We start from the raw sequence: 21,792 nt of genomic DNA on the forward strand, positions 1-21,792 counted from the left end.
GCAAAGACGTCCGTGACAGTGGCGGCGAAGACGCTCCCTACGCGGAAGTCCGACGCCGGACCATGTCCTTGCTCTCCGCCGGCAGCGCGTCGGCGGCCAGCAGCCGCGGCAGCAGATCCGCCTCCAGGGTCATGGCGCGGAAAGCGAGCGCGACGGTGACCTCGTGATCGGGGCGGTGCACGATCTCGACCGGATCGGCGGCCCCGATGTCGCCGGGCGCGATCACGCGAAGATACGCACCGGGCCGGGCGGCCCGCGTGAACCGTTCGAGCCAGCCGTCACGTCCCAGCCACCCCTGGAACGTCACGCACGGGATCCGCGGGCACGACACCTCCAGGACCACATCCGGCCCGATCCGCCAACGCTCGCCGATCAGTGCGCCATTGACGTCCAGTCCCAGGGTGGTGAGGTTCTCCCCGAAGGCGCCGTGCGCGAAGGGCCTGCCGAGCTCGGCCTCCCAGCCGTCGAGATCCTCGCGGGCGTAGGCGTAGACGGCCTGGTCGCAGCCGCCGTGGTGCTGCACGTCGTAGACCCGGTCACCGGCGAGGCCGACCGCACCGGTGCCCTTGGGGCCGGGGGCGGCGACGGCGACCGGGCCGTCGACGGGACACTTGTCGATCCCGGTCTCACGCAGCCCCTTCCATGGGTTGGGGCGGGGGCGGCCGATATTGACGGAGAGCACCTTCATGGCGGGGACGATACGACCCGCGGCGCGCGCGGTCGACGGGTTTCCGGGGCGCACCGAGAAGTTCCGTGGACGGAGGCGGACGGAGCACTCGCACCTCGCGCCGGTGCCGCGGACGCGCCCCAGGTGCCGAACCGGCGCCAGGGGAGGATCTTGGAGGTGGACAGCGCGACCCGTCCGAGCCGCGCCCCCTCCCGCGACTCCGCACCCAGCCGTCACTCGAACACCACACCCCGACATCAGTCCCATCTCATATCTGAGATAGCCTTTCGATATGTCAGATGACTACCTCGTACGTATCGGCAAGCTCATCCGTGACGCCCGTCAGCACCGGGGCTGGACACAGAGCCAGCTCGCCGAGGCGCTCGCGACCAGCCAGAGCGCCGTGAACCGCATCGAGCGCGGCAACCAAAACATCAGCCTTGAGATGATCGCCCGCATCGGTGAAGCACTCGACAGCGAAATCGTCTCGCTCGGCTACGCCGGACCCATGCACCTGCGGGTGGTCGGCGGGCGCCGGCTCTCCGGGTCCATCGACGTCAAGACGAGCAAGAACGCGTGCGTGGCGCTGCTCTGCGCCTCCCTGCTCAACAAGGGCCGCACGGTGCTGCGCCGGGTGGCCAGGATCGAGGAGGTCTACCGCCTCCTGGAGGTGCTGAACTCCATCGGGGTGCGCACCCGGTGGATCAACGACGGCACCGATCTGGAGATCGTCCCGCCGGCCCGGCTCGACATGGACGCCATCGACGCGGACGCCGCCCGCCGGACCCGGTCGATCATCATGTTCCTCGGCCCGCTGCTGCACCGCATGGACCGGTTCAAGCTGCCGTACGCGGGCGGCTGCGACCTCGGTACGCGGACCATCGAGCCGCACATGATCGCGCTGCGCCGCTTCGGTCTGGAGATCGCCGCGACCGAGGGCATCTACCACGCCCAGGTCGACCACGCCGTCACCCCCGGGCGCCCCATCGTGCTGACCGAGCGCGGCGACACCGTCACCGAGAACGCGCTGCTGGCGGCCGCCCGGCACGACGGCACCACCGTCATCCGCAACGCGTCCTCCAACTACATGGTCCAGGACCTCTGCTTCTTCCTGGAGGCGCTGGGCGTACGGGTGGACGGCGTCGGCACGACGACGCTGACCGTGCACGGTGTGCCGAACATCGACGTGGACGTCGACTACTCCCCCTCCGAGGACCCGGTCGAGGCGATGAGCCTGCTGGCCGCCGCCGTCGTGACGGAGTCGGAACTGACGATCCGCCGGGTGCCGATCGAGTTCCTGGAGATCGAGCTCGCCGTCCTGGAGGAGATGGGCGTCGACTGCGCCCGCACGGCGGAGTACGCCGCCGACAACGGGCGCACCCGCCTGGTCGACCTGACGGTCCGGCCCTCCAAACTGGAGGCGCCCATCGACAAGATCCACCCGATGCCGTTCCCGGGCCTCAACATCGACAACGTCCCGTTCTTCGCGGCCATCGCCGCCTCGGCCCACGGCCAGACCCTCATCCACGACTGGGTCTACGACAACCGCGCGATCTACCTCACCGACCTCAACCGCCTCGGCGGCCGCCTCCAGCTCCTGGACCCGCACCGCGTCCTGGTCGAGGGCCCGACCCGGTGGCGCGCGGCCGAGATGATGTGCCCTCCGGCACTGCGGCCGGCGGTGGTGGTACTGCTCGCGATGATGGCGGCCGAGGGGACCTCCGTACTGCGCAACGTGTATGTGATCAACCGGGGTTACGAGGAGCTGGCGGAGCGGCTGAACTCGGTGGGGGCGCAGATCGAGATCTTCCGGGACATCTGAAAGCCTGTACTCATGGCATCGTCACACCCCTCCTGACCTGCGCGAATGCGAGGCGAGGTGGGGTGTGACGGTGTCTCTGGGACTTTCCGGGACTTGGAACCAGGAGCGACGGCTCTCCTCTCCCGGCCGGGTAACCGCAGGTGCCGTCCAAGCGGGTACCGGTCTCGCAGTGACGTTTAAGGGCACGCCTTCGCTTGGTTGGGAGAGGAACCGCAAGGGGTCCTCACCGGGCGTCCGCATGAGGCTCCCGGAGATGACGGCTGGGGGCTTCGGTGGGTGCGGGTGGGGAACAGAAACGTCTCTTGTCAGCCAGTGAGATGCGCGTGGGGGTTGCTGAGTTCGTACGGCGGGTGACAGCGCGGAACCGGTTGCCGCTGGACTACTCGGTGGCGAGCCTGCGTGTGGTGGACCGCATCACCGACGGGCTCCGACGTGCCGGACCGGAGCAACGGAACGTGGCACGTGAACTGTTCTGGTTCGGGGCGTACGCGGGCGAGGTGTTCGTCCGGAGGGCCGGGGCGCAGTGGGTGGATTTCGACCGGGGCCAGCAGGAGCTGTTCGGTCAGATGGTGGGTGTCCGGATGCCTGACGGGCGGGTGTGGAATCCGATCGGGAAGGTGGCCAAGCGGTTCGTGGCCGGCCAGGAGGAGTCCGTGCAGCAGTTGTACTTCCTCCTCCATGGCCGCGTACCGATGAAAGCCGCGCGGTGAGCTCACGTTCCGTTCCGGGGGCGGTCGGTGAAGCTGTGATTCCGTTTGCTGTGACATTTCTGTGTGTCAGGGCGCAGAGGGAAGGGGGCAGCATGCTGGACGATCGAAGAGGCACGTGTGGGCAGGGGCGGGGACCGGCGTCGTGAGCAGGCGTACGACGTGGAGCTCGGGAGGGCTGTATTACTTGCTCAGCAGGGGGATGAGGACGGGTTCGCAACGGCGTACCGGCTGGTGCATCCAGGGCTCCTCGGATACGTGCGTGGGCTCGTCGGGGACGACGCGGAGGACGTCGCGTCGGATGCCTGGCTGGAGATCGCCAGGGATGTGGGGCGCTTCCGCGGTGATGGCCCGGGATTCCGTGGCTGGACGGCGACTATCGCGCGCCACCGGGCGCTGGACCACCTCCGCAAGAAGCAGCGCAGGCCCCGGGCGGCCCTGATCGAGCAGGATGTCCTGGCACTGCCCGGGCGGGCCGACACGGTCGACGCGGTGCTGGAGTCGATGTCGACGCGGTGGGCGCTGGGACAGATCCGCGAGCTCCCGCCGGACCAGGCGGAGGCTGTTCTCCTGCGGGTGGTGGTGGGCCTGGACGGGCCTGCCGCGGCCAGGGTGCTGGGCAAACGGCCCGGCGCAGTGCGGACGGCCGCCTACCGTGGGCTGAAGCGGCTGGCGGAGCAGTTGACTTCGGGCAGTGGCCCGGATCGGGCGGCAGATGCGGCGCGGGGCACCGTGAGGGATGAGACATGAGCCGCAAGGCGGAAGAGACGGATCCAGCGCTCGTCACACCTGGGATCGAGGCTCTCGCGGATGCTGTGCGAGGCGATGCCGGAGCGGCGGGTGTCGAGCGTGCGCTCGCGGCCTTCCGGGAGGCCGGTGGCGCGGGGGCGGGGACGGCCTGGTTCAGGCGCCGGAGGCGCGACGACTGGCGTCCGGTGCGCCGCGGGTTTCCCACGCGGGTTTCGTTGCGGGCAGCTCTCGGCGGCGTCCTCGCGGGCGTGACGCTGGGCGGGGTGGCGCTGGCCGCCGGCACGGGTGTGCTGCCGAACCCGCTCGCCCCGGCCGAGAGTCCTGGACCTCGGCCGGGGGTACATGCTCCGCGCACTCCTGGCGACGCCGATGGGGAGCCGGACCGGACCGCCTCGTCACCGGCGCCCACGCTCCCGGGATCGCCCATGCCCTCGGGGGCGGCCACGTCGCACGATCCGGCACCGGGCAATCGCGCCGCACTGTGCCACGCGTGGGCCAAGGGCAACGGCAAGCACCGCGGTGCGGCGTTCCAGCGGCTGGCGGAGGCCGCGGGCGGAGACGACGCGGTGGATGCCTACTGTTCCGCGTTTTCCGTCGAGAACGGCGTTGCTCCTTCGGCGCCCGGGAAGTCGGCGCGGACGCCCGCGCAGGGACCGGCGAAGGACCACCCGACGGCTTCTCCTTCACGGGGCAGGAGCGCGGAGCACACCCCCGGCGCCGGTCAGCGCACGTAACCCACCGGGCGGGACCGCCGGCCGGCAAGAGCGCAGATGCCGCCACCAAGGGTGACCAGTACGCCGAGCACCACGGCCAGTCCGAGCTTCACCGGTGCGCCGCCGCTTTTGAGCGCGCGGCCCTGTACGGCGGCCGTGGGAACAGTGCCGGACTCCTCGCTCAGGAAGTACCGCGAGTCGTTCGAGTTCCCACGGTTGTCGCCCAGGAGGAACATCCGCCCGGCCGGCACCCTCACGTCGTAGGGTGCCGAACTGAACATGGAATCCGCCCCCTTCACGTAGGGCTCGTCGGCCGGTGACCCGTTGACGGTCAGCGTCCCGTCGGCGAAGACGACGCGGTCGCCCCCGAGTCCGATGACGCGCTGCAGGACCGGCAGCCCCATGTAGCGGTCCGGCACGCCGTAGAGCACGACGTCCCCTCGTCGTACGTCGTCGCCGCCGGACCGCTCCACCATGACGCGGTCGCCTTCGTGATAGGTGGGTTCCATCGCACTTCTGGCCGTGACCACCGTGTAGGAACTCAGAACCGACCAGAGCGCCCCGGCAGCCGTGAGGGCCCCCAAGACGGCCAGGACCGTCCCCGTGATCAGCAATCGGCGCCGGGCGCGCGGGCGTTGGGTTTCGCTCATCATCTCTCCGTCCGTGTGAAGGCCGGGACCTCGGCCGATCGCGATGCGCGGGTGGGCTCCGGGCTGGATCCAGGCCATGATCCTGTCCATCGTGGCGCGCGGTACCGAGTCACAACCCGCCGTCGCACCCCTCCCGTTGACGTGGAGGAAGACCCCGGCTCCGCGTCCCGGGGTGGCGGGCCAGTGGTTGAAGTTGATGACCGGCGCCTCCGCGTACTGCGTGGGGTAGTTGATGAGGTGCTCGCTGTCCCGTTCCCCGGTCTCGATGAGGGGGAAGTCGGCGACGGCGGCGGAATGCATCGAGTTGCAGCAGGCCGACTCGGGGTCCTCCACCCACCCGCGGGAGGAATCGCCCGGTCCCGGACGGGAGGGAGGCAGGGGCGGCCCGACCGCCCCTGCCCACTCGGTCAGCCGGTGAGGACGGCGCCGATTCCCTGCCCGGCCGCGGTGGCGAGGGCCGTGGGCCCGTACGAGGCTCCCGCTCCCCCGGTCAGCGTCATCACGGTGCCGTCGCCCGCGTTCTCGCCCTCCGCACCGAAGGCGGCATCGGCTGAGCCGTCGCCGTTCAGGTCGGTCAGCGACACGGCCGAGCCGAACCTGTCGCCGTCCTCTGCCGCTCCCGGCACTCCGCCCGAGCCCTGCACGAAGGTGACCGCACCGGTAACGGTGAGGCCGCCGGCAGATCCGTGCAGCAGATACGCGCGCCCAGCACCGCCCGGTGCACCAGCGAGTACGTCGGCGTATCCGTCCTCGTCGGTATCGCCCACCGCCAACGAGGTACCGGCCTCACTGCCGACGCCGGACGGGTCGAGGGCACCGGTGTCGATCACCGCTGCCTCAGCCGCTTCCAGTCCGGTGGACGAACCGGGGTACGTGATGATCTGTCCCGTGTCCGAAGCAGTCGGCCGCCCCACGGACAAGTCGGCGTAGCCGTCGCCGTTCACATCCCCTGCGGCCAGGGCTCGGCCGCCCGCCCCGTCGAGCACGGTCACGGTGTCGGTGCGCAGGCCGTCTGCCGAGCCGCGCGCCACGACCAGCGGATAGGCACCGTCCGCAGCGCGGAAGGTGAGCGCCGCGTCGTCGAACCCGTCGTGGTCGAAGTCGCCGGTGGTCACGGCGGAGTCCTGAACGGGGCCCTCGGCGAGGGCGAGCGGCGCGGAGAAGTGCCGGTCGGAGCCGTCCACGGTCCAGGCACGGCCGACGCCGGGCGAGACGGCGAGGACGTCGTCGCCTCCGTCGCCGTCGAAGTCGCCGGTGGCCAGCGCCGCCCCGAAGCGGGCGTTGCCGGTGCGGCTCCCCACCGGTTCGTTGATCATGCCCGCCTGGCCGGTGAGACCGTTCGGCCCGCCGCGCAGGACGCTGACACCGCCCTCGTCGCTCGCACCGGCGGTGACTTCCTCGCCGGGTGAGGACACCACAAGGTCCTGGTAGCCGTCGTGGTCGAGATCTCCGAAGGCGCTTGCCGATCCGAAGCCGTCGCCGTCCTCGGATCCGCCGGGCACGCCTTCGGTCTCCTGCGTGAGTATCGCCCTGTTCGCGGCGTACGGGGTGGTGCGGGTGCCGAGTATCACGCTCACCTGGCCTGCGCCGGCATGGCCGTTGGCGGTGGCGCGGGCCACACCCACCGTGAGGTCGGCGTGACCATCCCGGTTCGTGTCGCCGTGCACGAAGCTCGAGTTGACGGCGGCCGCGGCTGTACGGATCGCGGGGAGGTCGCCGTAGAGGTTGGTGCCCGGGCACTCGGTGGGGTAGCCGTCGCGGTGGCCGGAGATCCGGTTCATCGTGACCTTCTGGCCCAGGACGTACTTGCCGTTGTCGGCACCGGCCGCCATCACGATCGTCCCGGCGGGGTTGATGCCGTACAGGCCGAGCTTCCAGGCCGCGAGCCGCGCGATCGAATCGCGGACCGCGGGTGTGGTGCTCGCGGTGTTGAAGTCACCGAGCACGGCGACGCCGCTGGTGTCGGTGTTGAATCCGTAGGTGTGCGCCCCGTAGACCGGCCGGTCGATCCCTCCGGCGCGGCCTTCGAAGAGGGTGCCGCACTTGTCGACGAAGAAGTTGTAGCCGATGTCGTTCCAGCCGTTGGACTTCACGTGGTACGTGAGGATGCCCCGGATCACAGAGGCGGACTCGGCGCAGGTGTAGTCGTTCGTACCGGCCGTGTGGTGCACGAACACGGCCTTGGTGTCGGTGGTGTACGCGGGCGGGTCGGCGACCAGCGACTCGTCGGCGCCCCACTCGGCGCGGGAGGTGATCGCGGGCGCTCCGGCCGCGATCGCGGTCGCGGCGGTGTCCACGGTCCGGGTCCGGTCCGTTCCGCCGTCGGGGTCGACCAGATCGACGCGCAGCCCGTCAGGGAGGCGCGTACCCGTGATGCGGGCCTGGACACCGTCCGACGGCCCCACCCACAGGGGCTGGGTGCCGCCACGTACGCCGGTGGCTCCATGGTCGGGGCCCGACTCGGGTGTGTGAACGTCGAGTTCGAGCGTCCGCCAGTCGCTCCAGGTTCGGGTCTCGCTGTCTCGGGTGCGTACCTGGACCGAGCCGCCCAGTACCGCTTCCGGGTCGGTCCAAGTGACGCCGAGCATCCGGAACGGAGCGGTCGCACGCGGGGTGAGGGCGCGGTGGCTCTGACCGGAGTCGGGTACAGCGACGGTGTGCACGATGCCGGTGCGAGCGGGGGCAGCGGACGCGCTCGACAGGGCGACCCGGTCGTTGCTCAGCGCGATACAGCTCAGCACGACGGCCGTCGCCAGCACGAGGCGGCTGAGGCGCGGGACGGGAGTGGACGGCTTCATGACGCTCCCTGTGCCGGCGCGACCGCGTCGGTGGTGTTCTCGGGTGCCGGCAGTGTGCCCTGACAGGTGGCTCGACCGTAGGAGCCGTAGGCGGTCGCGGTCTGGACATGCCGGCCGCGCACGGCGAGGCCGCAACGGGCCTGCCCGCCCTTGGCATCGAGCGTGATCGTGACGATGGGCGACTCACCCAGCGGGACGCGCACGGTCTTCTTCCATGGCAGGGAGACCCGGCGGGCCACGACAGCCGTTCCGGACTCGCTGCGGGCTTGGTAGGTCAGGTCGGCGGTGCCCTCACCGGTGACCTCGTACGTCACCGAGGCCGTCGGCGCCTTGGGCTGGGTGCTCTTCTCCTCGGTGTCGAGCACCCCGTACAGGACGAGGCCGGCGCATGCGGCGAGAAGCGCGCCCCCGACAGCCATACCGCGTCGGTCGAGGCGTCGACCGGCCACGCTCTCGTATCGCGACGATTCGGCCTCCGCGGATGCGGGACCCGGCGCTGGGCAGTCCGCCGTTGAGGGCTCTGGCTCTTCGGTCGGTGGCATGCGGCGTCCCGGCTTTCCTGAGGTGTTGATCGACTCCGCGCCATTGCTCAGCCGCGGGCCGGGCGGTTATACCCCAGCTGCGGCCTGCATTTCCACTGCACGGAAATAGCGGGCGAATCACCCTCGAATTCAGCTGCCAATTGTCCGCATTATTCCGTCGCTTGACATGCACACAGTCCGATGACTAGACATCCCCCGCCTCCGCCGAGCGACAACTCGCTCGGGTGAACGCCATGTTCACAGGGGGCTCAGGCATGCATCCGGTCGGCCCGAGCCGATCGGTGGTTCGGCGTGTCCGCATTTCCCTCTGCTGCCCGGCCTTTCGCGCGCGCGGGGGCGCGGGGTCGTCGCAATGGAAGGGAATCCGGACGTGAAAGTCCGCTACGGGAGACTCGTCTCCTGCATGGTCGTCGCCGCGGTGGTGAGCGCGGGACTACCCCAGCTCGCCTATGCGGCACCGGCCACATCCCCTGGTCACGACGGTGGCAAGGGTGTGGTCGACGCCATCGAAGGATGGTTCTCCAACGACGACGGCGAGGGTTCTCCTCAGCCTTCGGCAGGTGGAGATCTGGCGATCCCGAGCCGTGAGAAGCTGCCGAAGGGGAAGGATTCCGCCCCGGCCCGGCGCGTCAAGGAACTGACGTCGCGGCGCACCGAGCACGCGCGGTTCTGGGAGTTGTCGGACGGCCGTGTTCAGGCCGAGGTTTCGGCGGTGCCGACCGGGTACGGAGTCGGCAAGGGAAAGACGAAGTCCTGGAAGCTGATCGACACCGGTGTATCTGCCACGGATGCCAAGGGATTCGATTTCGCCAACACGTCCAATTCGGCGCGGAGCTGGTTCGGTTCCGACCCCGCAAAGCTGCTGAAGTTCCAGGCCGGCGAGAACGGGCCCGCTGTCACCCTCGGCCTCGATGGTGCGGAGTCGAAGTCGGTGAGACCGGCGGCGAAGGGCTCCACGGTCACGTACAAGGACGTGGCGGCCGGCAGTGCCGACCTCCAGTACCAGGTGGGTCCGGGCCGGGTGAAGGAGAACATCCTCCTGTCCGGGGCACCCTCGGGGCCCGTGTCGTACACCTTCACCCTGGACACGGGAGGGCTGACCCCCAAGGCCCGCAAGGACGGTTCCATCGCGCTGTACGGCGAGTTGCCGAACACGCCGGTGATGACGATCCCGGCCGCGTACATGACGGACACCCGCAAGGACGCCTCCTCGCCCTACGGGCTCGCCTACAGCTCGCGGGTCGGCCAGAAGCTGGTGCGGGACGGTGACGACTGGAAGATCGTCATCACGCCGGACGCGAAGTGGCTGGCATCCGGCAAGCGGCAGTACCCGGTCACGATCGACCCGACGATCACCGTCACACCTACGGCCGCGCAGTCGCAGGACACGATGGTCCTGTCCGACCAGCCCTCGGTGAACTTCAACAACACCTGGAAGCTGTCCACGGGCAAGACCGACACGGGTATCTCCCGCTCCCTGATCAAGTTCCCGATCAGCGAGATCCCGACCGGGACGAAGATCGATACGGCGCGTCTGGAGATGTACTACGACCAGACGCATACCACCAATGCCAACGATGTCACCATGGAGGCGCACCGAGCCACGGGTGCCTGGGACGAGTCGACGGCGAACTGGTCCAACACCAGCGCCCTCTCCGGCGAACTGTCGGGCACCACGTACCAGATCGACGACGGTGACACCGGAACGGCCGCAGTCGGCGAGTGGCCCAAGGCCGCCACGACCGGCGGTGCGGCAACCGGCGACGACTACGCATACAACAAGAACACCGCCACCGGCGAGACGTACACGTGGCAGCCGCAGATCCCCGAGACCGCGTCCTACCGCATCGAGGCACACGTCCCGCCCGCGTCCGACGCGGCGACCGCGGCCCCGTACACGATCAGCCACCGCGACGGCACCGCGACCGGCACGGTCAACCAGACCGGTAGCACCTCGGCGTGGAAGACCGTCAACAGCACGCAGTACTACTTCGCCCGGGGCAACGCGGGCAAGGTCGTCCTGGGCGACACCGGATCGTCCACCACGCGCAACATCGCCGACTCGATCCGGCTGGTGAACCCCGCCCAGATCGTCAAGAACACCGGCGAGTACAACGCGTGGCACAAGTTCCCGGTGACCGACACCGTCCAGAAGTGGCTCTCGGGCACCGCCGTCAACCACGGCTTCGTGCTCCAGGCCAAGGACGACACCGCCGCGGCCACCCCGACCGGCGGCCCCCGCTACGAGGCCGGTGACGGTTCCACGTACGGCGACGAGACGGCCAGCTTCCCGCGGCTCACCGTCACCTACGGCAGGATCGGCTCCGCGCTCAGCTCGCCGACGGTCGTCCACGACACCGGACCCGAGCTGAACTGGTCCGCGTACTCCAACAAGTCCGGCGACACCGGCCAGGACATCGTCGAGTACCAGCTGCACCGCTCCACGCAGCAGGTGTTCACACCCTCGGCCGCAACACTGGTCGCCCCCGTGGACAAGGCCACCACCGCCTACACCGACACCACCGCCACGCCGACACCACCGACGTCGGCGGAGGAGATCAGCCGCACGTACTACTACCAGATCGCGGTGAAGACGAAGGACGGCTCCGTCATCGGGTCGCCCACCCGCGTGGTCGGCGTTCCCAAGTCCGGCCGCACCATGAAGCTGGTCCAGGGCACGGCCGGCGGAGTCACCGACACCACGCTCTCCTCCCAGCAGCCCACCACCAACCAGGACACCATCCAGTCCTTCGGCGTGGGCCAGAAGTGGCTGAGCGTCGGCAACAACTCCGGGACGTACGGCAAGACCCGCACCGCGCTGAAGTTCCCCACGGCTTCCATCCCGACGACGGCCACCGTCCTGGAATCGAAGCTGTACATGTGGGGCGCGGAGACCACCACGGACACCGACGGTGCGATCTACGAACTGCACAGTCTGAACAAGGACTTCGCGGAAACGACTTCCACATGGAACAGCGCCGCCACCGGCACCGCGTGGACCGCGCCCGGCGGTGACTTCTCCGGCACCGTCTCCGACACCGTCGCGCAGGTCGAGGAGGTCGGCCGCCACTGGTGGGACGCCACGTCCCTCACGCAGGGCTGGGTCAAGACGCCCACCAGCAACAAGGGCGCCCTGGTCAAACTGAAGGACGAGACGACCGCCGGGCCGCAGGAACGCACCCTGTTCCTCGCCTCGGAGGGCGAGGACCAGCAGCTCGGCCCGCTGCTGCGCGTCATCTACGTCGACGCCACCACGGAGAACACGTACTACGCGCCGCAGACGCCGGCCCGCATGACGCCGAACTCCACGTACACGGTGGACACGACGGTCACCAACACCACGTCCGCGGCGTGGGCGGCAGGCGAGCGAGTTCTCTCGTACACCTGGAAGCTCCCCGACGGCACCGACGTCACCAACGGTGGGAACCAGGTCAAGACCGCGGTGCCGGCCCTCGCTCCGGCAGCGTCTGCGACGGTCAAAGCCCAGGTCCAGACGCCGATCAACTCCGACTCGGGCAACAAGCGCACCGAGTACGTCCTGGGCTGGGACATCCAGAAGGTCTCCGACAGCACCTGGCTGTCCGCCGGTACCGGTGGCATACCGTCCCTGAAGCAGAACGTGGCCGTGGAGGACCCCACCTCCAACGCCCTGGGCCTGGAGAAGTTCTACTCCTACACGGGCAAGAACACGGGCGCCGGCTCGACAGTGATGAACAACCTGGCGGCGGGCAACTCCGTCTGGTCGTACAACGCCTTCACCAACCCGGGCCGCGGACTGACCACGTTCGCACGATTCTCGTACAACTCGCTCGACACCTCGGACACAGTGTCAGGCGCGGGCTGGTCGGCGCAGGCAGCAGGGCCGGTCCGGCTCGGGGCTCCCCTGGACTTCCACCCCAATCCGAACCCGACGGAAATCCGCCTTCCCGACGGTGACGGCACCACGCACGTCTTCCGCAAGCAGGACGACGGCACCTGGAAGGCTCCCGCGGGCGTCCACTACAAGGTCACGATGAAGTCGGGCCTGGACTGCACCCCGAACAAGGACCCGATCCCCGACGCGTGGACGCTGACGCGTCCCGACGGCACGCGCTTCCTGTTCGGCTGCGACGGATACATGACGTCGGCGATCGACAAGAACGGCAATACGCAGACGTACACGTACGAGGAGCGCAAGTCCAACAACAAGCCGACGAAGTTCCTCACGTACATCACGGACCCCGCATCACGTCAGTCGCTCACGGTCGACTACTACAAGAAGGGCGACGCGTCGTACGAGTACATCGACGACGCGGGCGCGAAGGTCACCGGCACCAAGCTCAACAACTCCAAGATCTACGACCACGTGAAGTCCATGACGGACATCTCTGGCCGCGAGGTCTCCTTCTACTACACGGACAAGGGCCTGCTGGGCCAGTTCGTCGACGGTGACGGCTCTGCGCAGCCGAAGGTCTTCAAGTTCACCTACGACGCCACGCAGGGCAACAAGAACGTCAAGCTGGTCAAGGCCACGGACCCGCGGGGCAACTCGACGTCAATGGCGTACTACGCCCCCTCGTCCGGTGACGACCCGAAGTACCACTGGTGGACGAAGACCATCACCGACCGTGCTGCCGGCGGCACGGGCTTCGCGTACGCGGTGAACGCGACGAACACGAAATTCACCGACGCGACGGTGACGGACGCGGAGTCCCATGCGACGAGGTTCGTCACGGACGACTTCGGACGCCCGGTACAGACAACGAACGCGAAGTCGCAAACCACAAAGATGGCCTGGGATGCCGACAACAACGTCACGTATCTCGAGGAGGACAACGGCGCCAAGTCCGCCTACTGCTTCGACCAGAAGACGGGCTTCCCGCTGTGGTCGCGCAATCCTGAGAGCAACAAGGCGGGTGTCCCCCCGTCCTCGGACTGCGCGCCGGGCGTCTATCCGGCGGACTCACAGCAGTACACCTACCAGACACGCCTCGACGGCTTCTCGGCCGACCTGTACACGAAGACGTCGCCCGAGGGCCGAAAGTGGCAGTTCGGGTACGACTCGTTCGGCAACTTGAAGACGGTCACGGATCCCAAGGGCGTTGCCACGGCGACAGCCGGGGACTACACCACGGCGTACGAGTACGACGCCTACGGTCAGGTGACCAAGACGACGGATGCCAACGGGCACCCGTCGACGAACAGCGACTTCGGGCCGACCGGCTATCCGAAGACGATGACGGACGCGCTGAACAAGTCGACGACGTATGTCTACGACGAGCGCGGCCAGGTGACCGAGGTCACCGACGCGCTGGGCAAGAAGACCACGCAGACCTATGACGTCTACGGCCGGCCCCTGGTCAGCACCGTGCCCAAGGACCAGAACGCGGGAGAGTTGATCACGGCGCCGGCGCCCGTGTACGACGCGAACGACAACACCACCCGGACCACCGCGCCGGACGGGGCCGTGTCGACCGCGGTGTACGACAGCGCGGATCAGATCACGTCGGCGACCGCGCCGGCGAACAACAACACGAGCCCGCGCGCCTCGACGTACACGTACGACAAGGTCGGCAACCTGAAGACGACGACCGAACCCAAGGGCACGGCCACCACGTCTGACGCCACCGACTACATCGCTACCAACTACTACGACGAGGTCTACCAACTGGCCTCGGCGGTCAACGCAGCCGGCGACAAGGTCTCATACGTCTACGACAACGTCGGCAACGTCACCACCGTGGTCGACCCGAAGAAGAACGCCACCGCGGACACCACGGACTACAGCACCAAGAAGGATTACGACCTCAATCACCGTGTCACCAAGGTCACCGACGCGGCCGGGAAGTTCACCACCCAGAGCTTCGACAAGGACGGACTGACCCTCTCCACGACCGACAAGGAGAACCGGACCACCACCGTCACCTATGACGAGCGTGGCAAGAAGACCGAGGTCAAGGCTCCCTACGACGGCACCAAGACGCGGTCGACGAAGTACGAGTACGACCAGGTCGGCAATGCGACCAGAGTGACCACGCCGCGTGGCACCGCCACGGCCGCGAGCGACGACTTCGTCTCCCGCACCGAGTACGACGCCCTCAACCGACCGGTCAAGCAGTACCAGCCCTACGATCCCGCCGACAGCCGCTACAGCGACCCGAACGTCTACACGCGCACGGACTACGACGCGGTGGGCCGGGTCTCCAGGACGTCCATGCCGCCGTCCGAGGGCGAAAGCGTCCGCAACGACACCACCCAGGACTACTTCGACAACGGCTGGGTGAAGAAGTCCACCGACCCGTGGTCGATCGTCACCGACTTCGACTACGACAAGCTGGGCAAGCAGTCCACACGCACCATCTCGGCAGCGGACGGCTCAGCCAACCGCACCATGACCTGGTCCTACTACCCGGACGGGTCACTCAAGAACCGAGCGGACGACGGCGTCCCGGTCGGCCAGGCAGTCGTTCTGGTCGACAACTCCGACACCCAGAACACGTCCTCCACCGGCACCTGGACATCGGCGGACGCCACCGGACAACAGGGCTATGACCATCGCACCCACCCTGCCGGCACGGGGACCGACGCGTACACCTGGACGCTGAACATCCCCAAGGACGGCAGCTACACGGCGTACGTGAAGTACCCGAAGGTGACCGGAGCCGCCACCGCGGCGAAGTACACACTCACCCACGGCACGACCACCGAGCCGGCCGTCACCAAAGACCAGAACGCGAGCACCGGTACCTGGGTGGGGCTCGGCACCTACACGCTCGAACAGGGTGAGAACGCCAAGCTCAAGCTTGACCAGAACACTGCCGGAACCGTCGTCGCGGACGGCGTCAAGCTGGTCCGCAGCACCGCGGGTGAGACCGACAACGAGAAGCACGACTACGCCTACACCTACGACCTCAACGGCAATCTGACCAAGATCGACGACACGTCATCCACGGCGAAGATCGACGCCTACACGGTCGCCTACACCGGCCTGAACCAGGTCGCGAAGGTCACCGAGGCGCTCGCCGGACAGGACAAGAAGTCCACGACGTACACATACGACGCCAACGGTCAGGCCGACACGGTCACCCACCCCGACCAGTATTCCAAGTACAGCTACGACCTGCGCGAACTGGTCAGGACGGTGACCGTCGGCAAGACAGCCGCCGATGACGATCCCAAGGTCACGTCGTACACGTACACCGACCGCGGCCTCAAGCTGAAGGAGACCAAGGGCAACGGCAACACCGTCGACTACACGTACTACGCCGACGCCGCGCCGAAGACCACCACGGAGAACAAGCCCAACGGCACCCTCGTCTCCTCGCACTCCTACGCATACGACGCCAATGGCAACAAGGCTCAGGACCTCGCGAAGAAGATGAACGCCGACAACCGCTCGGCATACCTGTCATCGACCACGGACTACACCTACGACCCCGTGGACCGGCTCGCCAAGTCCGTCAAGACGGGCACCGGAGCCGGCACCGAGACATACGTCCACGACGACAACGCCAACGTCATCAGCCAGACCGTCAAGGGCGTCACCACCGCGTACGAGTACGACCGCAACCGCCTGCTGACCGCGAGCAGCTCCGGGAGTACAGCGAACTACACCTACGACCCGTTCGGCCGTCAGGAGTCCACCACCAGCGGTGGCAAGGTCATCGACCGGAAGGTCTACGACGGCTTCGACCATGTGGTGGAATCCCAGAAGGCCGACACCACGGGGTCGCTGAAGTCCACCACGTACGTCTTCGACCCGCTCGACCGCACCTCGTCCAAGACGTCGGACGGTAAGACGACCGAGTTCGACTACCTCGGCCTGTCGAACGAAGTGCTCGACGAGAAGGTCGGCAGCGACCTGACCAAGTCGTACCAGTACAGCCCCTGGGGCGAGCGTCTGTCGCAGATCAAGCACAACGACGACGGTACGTCCGAAGACGGCTACTACGGCTACAACAGCCGTACCGACGTCGAGACGCTGACGGACGAGAACGGCGACTCGAAGGCGACGTACGGCTACACCGCCTACGGGAACAACGACGATGCCGAGTTCACGGGCATCGACAAACCTGACGCAGCGGATCCCACCAAGGAGGAGTACAACCCCTACCGCTACAACGCCAAGCGCTGGGACGCCCAGTCGGGTACGTACGACATGGGGTTCCGGGACTACAGCCCGGGGCTGAACCGGTTCACCACCCGCGACATGTACAACGGCGCTCTCGCCGACATGAGTCTCGGTGCGGACCCCTACACGGGCAACCGCTACGCCTTCACCGGTGGCAATCCGGTGAGCAGGACCGAACTCGACGGCCACAGTTGGCTGGACCCGATCAAGAATTTCTTCTCGGGTGGCGGGAAGGTAGCCACGAAATCGCCCAAGGGCGCGTTCACGGCGATCGAGGTCTTTCTCAACGGAATCGGGTGGAACACACCCACCGCGCCCAACGGCGTCGAGTCGGACCCCGGGGCATCCCCCGACTACAACAAGGGCCTGCTTCTCAAGCCGGACTCCAAAAAGGAGTGGCAGCCGGCCGATACACGGTTCCCGTTCACCCGTGATGACTGCGCGGCCGGCCAGAGCATGACCTACTACGCGCCGCTCGACCAGCAGGGCAGGGCGCAGGGCGCCTACGCCTGCCTCACCGCCGGGGGCTTCAACTACACGGACAAGGAGGGCAACACCGCACTGAACACACCCGACACGGAAATCATGGGCAGCAACGCGCCCTGGCCCCCGTCAACGCCGGGATTCTTCGAGAACGCCCCACCCGGATTCAAGTTGGGGAACAAGCCCACGATGAACCGCGGGCATCTTCTCGCCCGTCAGCTCGGAGGCAGCGGCACGGATCGACGTAATCTGGTCACGCTGTATCGCACCGCGAATTCCCCGGAGATGTCGACGCAGGAGCAGAAGATCGCGGACTCAATCGCCGCGGGAAATACCGTCTACTATTCCTCCGTTCCTGTCTGGGGCAGCGACAGCAACCCCATTCCGCTCGGTGTTACCATGACCGCCTATACGTCTACAGGGGCAAGAATCGTCGATCAGACGATTTGGAACAGACCCTGACCAAGACGTAGTCAGTACGTCAATCGCGTGGAGGGGTGCACATGGAATGGGTCGAACGCTTGGCGGCGGTGACAGGTTGGGATGGCGAAACTCGCGAGCCCGACTGGTCCGGCACCGAGGAATCCCTGGGCACCCCTCTCCCCGAAGATTTCAAAGAACTACGCCGCCGCTTCGCCCCCTGGGGCGCATTCAGTGACCATCTCCTGGTCCTGGAGGCCAACGAGGAATCAGAGTCGTTGCGTGGCAACCACGAAAGACTCCTCAAGTCGGTTTCTGCTAACCCAGAAAACAGGCGGGCGTTCGACCCCGTCGGCCTTCTTGGTGCCAACGAGGACATGCCGGGAACAGGGCTTGTGCAATGGGGATACTCCTTCATCGAAGAGGAGTACTACTGGCTGGCCGACACCACACGGGATGCGTCCACATGGCCAGTAATGGCCCGAGTGGATCCACTGGAACCATTTCAGCGTTTCGACATTTCGGCGTCTGAGTTCGTCTATCGTGTTCTCACGGAGGCGGACTTTAAGCCCTTCGGTGTCGCGGCGACGATCCCGTCACCCTATTACCGGGCGCTTTGATCTGACCCAGAACGAACCATTCGCGCCACGGCCCACCCGTATCCCCCGGGTGGGCCGTGGCGTTTGCGATACCTATCCGGCAGAAGAACCTCGCTCTTTCCACGCTCGACGAAAGGTGTGAGGTTGCTCTGGGACTTTTCCGGGACTTTGGACCAGGAGCGACGGCTCCCCTCCCCCGGCCGGGTAACCGCCCCGGACCAGCGCTATCGCCCCCGGCAGGGTGTCGTGCCCCTTGGGGGCAAAGGGCACGTGCTCACTCGGCCGCGTCGGGGTCGCGCGCCCCGGAGGGGCCGTCCTCGGGTCCCGGCCGCAGTCGGACGATGCCCTGGTGAAACGGATCATCACCGGCGGGCAGCGGACCGAGCGTCCGTGAGGTGCTCTCGTCCAGCGGCAGCGTCCAGTAGGTGTCCTCGGTGGCCGAGAACCGCAGCACGAAAATCGTCGTGTCGTCGTGGAGCCGGCCCCCCGAGTGGCGCAGCAGACCGTCCGAGACCAGCGCGGCTACCTGGTGTGCGGACGCCACCGCGGCGGGATCGCGGACGACGGCGTCCTCCAGGAACGAGCGAAGGGGGAAGAACTCGCCCGCCGCGTCGCGCGCCTCGGTGACACCGTCGGTGGTCAGCACGATGACGTCGTCGTCGGCGAGCGGGAAACGGTGGGGGACAGCCGAAACAGTCCCAGCCGGATCCAGTTCGCCGAGGCCGAGCGGAAGCCGGTTGGTCACCTGCAGCGCCCTGACCCCGCGCGGATTCACGACCAGCGGTGGCTCGTGGCCGAAATCGACGACGTCCACCCATGACTCTCCGCAGCCTGGGTTGGGGAACCCCATCAGCACGGCGGTCGCGAACCGGTCGGGCTGCGCGTTTCCCATGGACATGCCGAGACGGCGCTGGCGTTGCATCCGTACCTCCAGCCGTCCGGCGACGACGCCCAGGCTCGGCACGTGGTACCCGGCCTCGCGGAACGATCCGAGGATCGCGGCCGCCGCGGCCAGGGCGCCCAGCCCCTTCCCCTGGACGTCGCCGATGAGGGCCCGCACCCCCCAGCGGCACGGCTGGATGTCGTAGAAGTCGCCGCCCAGACGGGCCACCGCATCGGCGGGGAGATAGACGTGGGCGTTCTCGATGCCGTGAAGGTGCGGTGGCAGCTCACGTAGCACGGTGGCCCGGGTCGCGTCCGCCACGTTGTGTATGTGCAGGAGTCTGGATTCCCGCCGCAGCCGGAGCCAGCAGGCGACAACGGCGAGCACGCTGCCCGCGGCTACCAGAATGAAGTCGGGCAGGCCGGCTCTGTACTCGTGCGACCAGGCGGCGTCGAGCCCCACATACGACAGGATGGTGACGAGCCCGAAGACCGCGGTCACCCAGACAGGACAGAGCGCGGCGGCCAGGCCCGGCACCATCACGATCCAGGAGAGCACCCGGAAGTCGCCGGAGGTGTTCCAGTCGGCGAAGGCGACCGCGAGCAGCGCCGCCAGCGGCAGCAGCCAGCCCACCCGGCGCCGCAGCCGGCCGGGCAAGACGTACACGGCCCGATTCAATCCGCGCCCCAGCGCCTGCCGCCACCGCCCCAAGAGGCCGGGCAGCGGGCCCGACAGGCGGATCTGCGGTTGGCGGAAGGGCGACACCTTCTTATCGGATCACGCACCGGGACCCAGCGCATCCGGTGACCACGACGGCCGCCATGGCCGGAGCGCCCGGCGCCGAGCGGCCATCGGCCGATGGCCGGTCGGCACAGCGACGGCGGCGGCGCCGAGCGGGGCATGGCCGAGATCGTCGCTGTGCCCGACCTCAACACGCGATGACCGTTGGCCGCTGACGGCCTTCCAGTCGGGCCTGACTCCCGGTCGCGACGTGGCGTCTCGTGGCACCAGGTGGCACCACATGGTGCCAGGGTGCGTCATTACGCGTCGCCCGGAGCACGTAGAGGCGCCCGACACCACCGCCACCCGAGCAGCTTTCACCCTGTTTTCGCAGGTCAGAAGCTTCTCACGCCACGCGCCGTTCAAAATGGCACCACGTGGCTTGCGCATGGCGCCATCGCGGTGCCATTATGGCGTCATGGACCTCACCCCGTATGTCGACACCCTCCGCCGCGAACTCGCGGTGGCTGCCGAGGCCGGTGGCGACGAAGCCCGCGCGCTGGCCGAGAGGCTCACCGCTCCCCTGGAGTCGGCGACCCGGCTGACCATGCTCAACGTTCTCTCCGCCGCGATGGACGAGGTCACCCGCGAACTCGCCCCCGGCTCGGTCGACGTACGGCTGCGCGGGCTCGACCCCGACTTCGTCGTGACACTGCCCGCCACCGACACCGGCGCCGCCCCCGCGGGGCCGGCCGCGCCCGCCGAGCCGCTCAGGACCCCGCCCCCGACGGACGGGGACGAGGGTGGCACCGCCCGCGTCAACCTGCGGCTGCCGGCGCACCTGAAGGCTCGGGCCGAGGAGGTCGCGAGCCGCGAGGGCCTGTCGGTCAACGCATGGCTGGTACGGGCCGTGTCGGCCGCGGTCGACGGCGGCACCGGGCCGCGCACGACCGAGAAGAGCCAGACGCTCGGACAGGGCTACACCGGCTGGGTGCGCTAGCCACACCCCTTCACCCACACCACGTCCCACCAGCGGGGACGCCACCAAGAGCCAAGAGGACGGGACAGCCATGCCTGCTTTCGACACCGCCGAACCGATCACGGTCACCGCCCACGTGGAGGCCGGTTCCATCCAGTTCACCGCGAGCGACCGCTTCGACACCGTCGTCGAGGCGCGTCCCCGCGACCCGAAGAAGGATCAGGACGTCCGGGCGGCCGAGCAGACCGAGGTCACCTACGCGGGCGGCGCACTGACCGTCCGGACGCCCAGGCAGCGCTACCTGATCGGCCGCACCGGCACCGTGGACGTGGTGGTCGAGCTGCCCACGGGCTCGCACATCGATGTGACGGGCGCCTGGGCGCAGGTGCTCGGTGAGGGCCGCCTCGGCGAGGTCCGGGTGAAGACCTCGTCCGGCGACGTCCGTCTCGACGCGACCGGCCCGCTGCACCTGACCGCGTCGCACGGATCGATCACCGTGGACCACGTCGAGGGCAAGGCGGAGATCACCACCAGCTCCGGCAGCCTGCGCGTCGGACTCGTCGACGGAGCCGCCGTCCTGAAGAACTCGCACGGCACCACGACCGTCGGCGCCGCGACCGGCGAGCTGCGGGTGAGCGGCTCCAACGGCGACATCGACATCGCCCGCGCCGAGGGCTCGGTCACGGCCACCACCGCCCACGGCACCCTGCGCGTGGCCGAGATCGCCCGCGGCACGGCCCAGTTGGAGACGAACCACGGAGCCATCGAGGTCGGCATCCGCGAGGGCACGGCCGCCTGGCTCGACGTCACCTCCGGCGCCGGTCAGGTACGCAACACCCTGACCGCGTCCGAGACGCCGGCGGAGACCGAGGACACCGTCAGGGTCCACGCCCGCACCCGCTACGGCAACATCGACATCCGCCGCGCCAAGGCCTGACCCCGGCACCCG

At 68.2% G+C, this 21,792-nt stretch carries 12 protein-coding genes; 7 read left to right on the forward strand and 5 right to left on the reverse strand.

Annotated features, from left to right (window positions below):
- Positions 1-37: 37 nt before the first annotated feature.
- Entirely contained in the window at positions 38-688 is a 651-nt protein-coding gene (locus ACFYPA_RS07135; RefSeq protein ID WP_359084466.1) for an MOSC domain-containing protein, read from the reverse strand.
- 271 nt (positions 689-959) lie between these two features.
- On the opposite strand from ACFYPA_RS07135, the gene ACFYPA_RS07140 reads away from it, so the two are divergent.
- The 3 genes from ACFYPA_RS07140 (at position 960) to ACFYPA_RS07150 (ending at position 3,946) form a co-directional block, all read left to right on the forward strand.
- Positions 960-2,489, forward strand: coding sequence for a UDP-N-acetylglucosamine 1-carboxyvinyltransferase (locus ACFYPA_RS07140; protein WP_359084467.1), 1,530 nt, complete (start codon positions 960-962; stop codon positions 2,487-2,489).
- A gap of 317 nt (positions 2,490-2,806) precedes the next feature.
- A complete protein-coding gene (locus ACFYPA_RS07145) occupies positions 2,807-3,199 on the forward strand; it encodes a hypothetical protein (protein WP_359084560.1) in 393 nt (130 codons plus the stop codon).
- Between the two features lie 117 nt (positions 3,200-3,316).
- Entirely contained in the window at positions 3,317-3,946 is a 630-nt protein-coding gene (locus ACFYPA_RS07150) for an RNA polymerase sigma factor (RefSeq protein ID WP_359318672.1), read from the forward strand.
- Positions 3,947-4,667: 721 nt separating this feature from the next.
- On the opposite strand, the gene lepB is transcribed toward ACFYPA_RS07150, so the two are convergent.
- The 3 genes from lepB to ACFYPA_RS07165 form a co-directional block, all read right to left on the reverse strand.
- Entirely contained in the window at positions 4,668-5,642 is a 975-nt protein-coding gene (gene lepB, locus ACFYPA_RS07155; RefSeq protein ID WP_389130288.1) for a signal peptidase I, read from the reverse strand.
- Between the two features lie 74 nt (positions 5,643-5,716).
- Entirely contained in the window at positions 5,717-8,107 is a 2,391-nt protein-coding gene (locus ACFYPA_RS07160) for an N-acetylmuramoyl-L-alanine amidase (protein ID WP_389130291.1), read from the reverse strand.
- Positions 8,104-8,526: a hypothetical protein gene (locus ACFYPA_RS07165; RefSeq protein WP_359084472.1), complete on the reverse strand. Its 423-nt coding sequence runs from the start codon at positions 8,524-8,526 to the stop codon at positions 8,104-8,106. The genes ACFYPA_RS07160 and ACFYPA_RS07165 overlap by 4 nt, the downstream gene beginning before the upstream one ends.
- Positions 8,527-9,052: 526 nt before the next feature.
- Here ACFYPA_RS07165 and ACFYPA_RS07170 point away from each other — a divergent pair.
- Positions 9,053-17,704: a DNRLRE domain-containing protein gene (locus ACFYPA_RS07170; protein WP_389130415.1), complete on the forward strand. Its 8,652-nt coding sequence runs from the start codon at positions 9,053-9,055 to the stop codon at positions 17,702-17,704.
- Between the two features lie 41 nt (positions 17,705-17,745).
- Complete coding sequence (locus ACFYPA_RS07175; protein WP_359318663.1) at positions 17,746-18,282, forward strand: hypothetical protein; 537 nt, start codon at positions 17,746-17,748, stop codon at positions 18,280-18,282.
- Between the two features lie 253 nt (positions 18,283-18,535).
- On the opposite strand, the gene ACFYPA_RS07180 is transcribed toward ACFYPA_RS07175, so the two are convergent.
- Positions 18,536-19,810: a PP2C family protein-serine/threonine phosphatase gene (locus ACFYPA_RS07180; RefSeq protein ID WP_389130294.1), complete on the reverse strand. Its 1,275-nt coding sequence runs from the start codon at positions 19,808-19,810 to the stop codon at positions 18,536-18,538.
- A gap of 532 nt (positions 19,811-20,342) precedes the next feature.
- Between ACFYPA_RS07180 and ACFYPA_RS07185 the strand changes: the two genes are divergently transcribed.
- Both ACFYPA_RS07185 and ACFYPA_RS07190 read left to right on the forward strand, forming a co-directional pair.
- Entirely contained in the window at positions 20,343-20,864 is a 522-nt protein-coding gene (locus tag ACFYPA_RS07185) for a hypothetical protein (protein ID WP_359084476.1), read from the forward strand.
- A 70-nt stretch (positions 20,865-20,934) separates the two neighbouring features.
- Positions 20,935-21,780, forward strand: a complete 846-nt coding sequence (locus ACFYPA_RS07190) for a DUF4097 domain-containing protein (RefSeq protein WP_389130297.1) — start codon at positions 20,935-20,937, stop codon at positions 21,778-21,780.
- Positions 21,781-21,792: the final 12 nt, after the last annotated feature.

This window comes from Streptomyces sp. NPDC005775, from assembly GCF_042871565.1.
GTDB lineage: Bacteria > Actinomycetota > Actinomycetes > Streptomycetales > Streptomycetaceae > Streptomyces.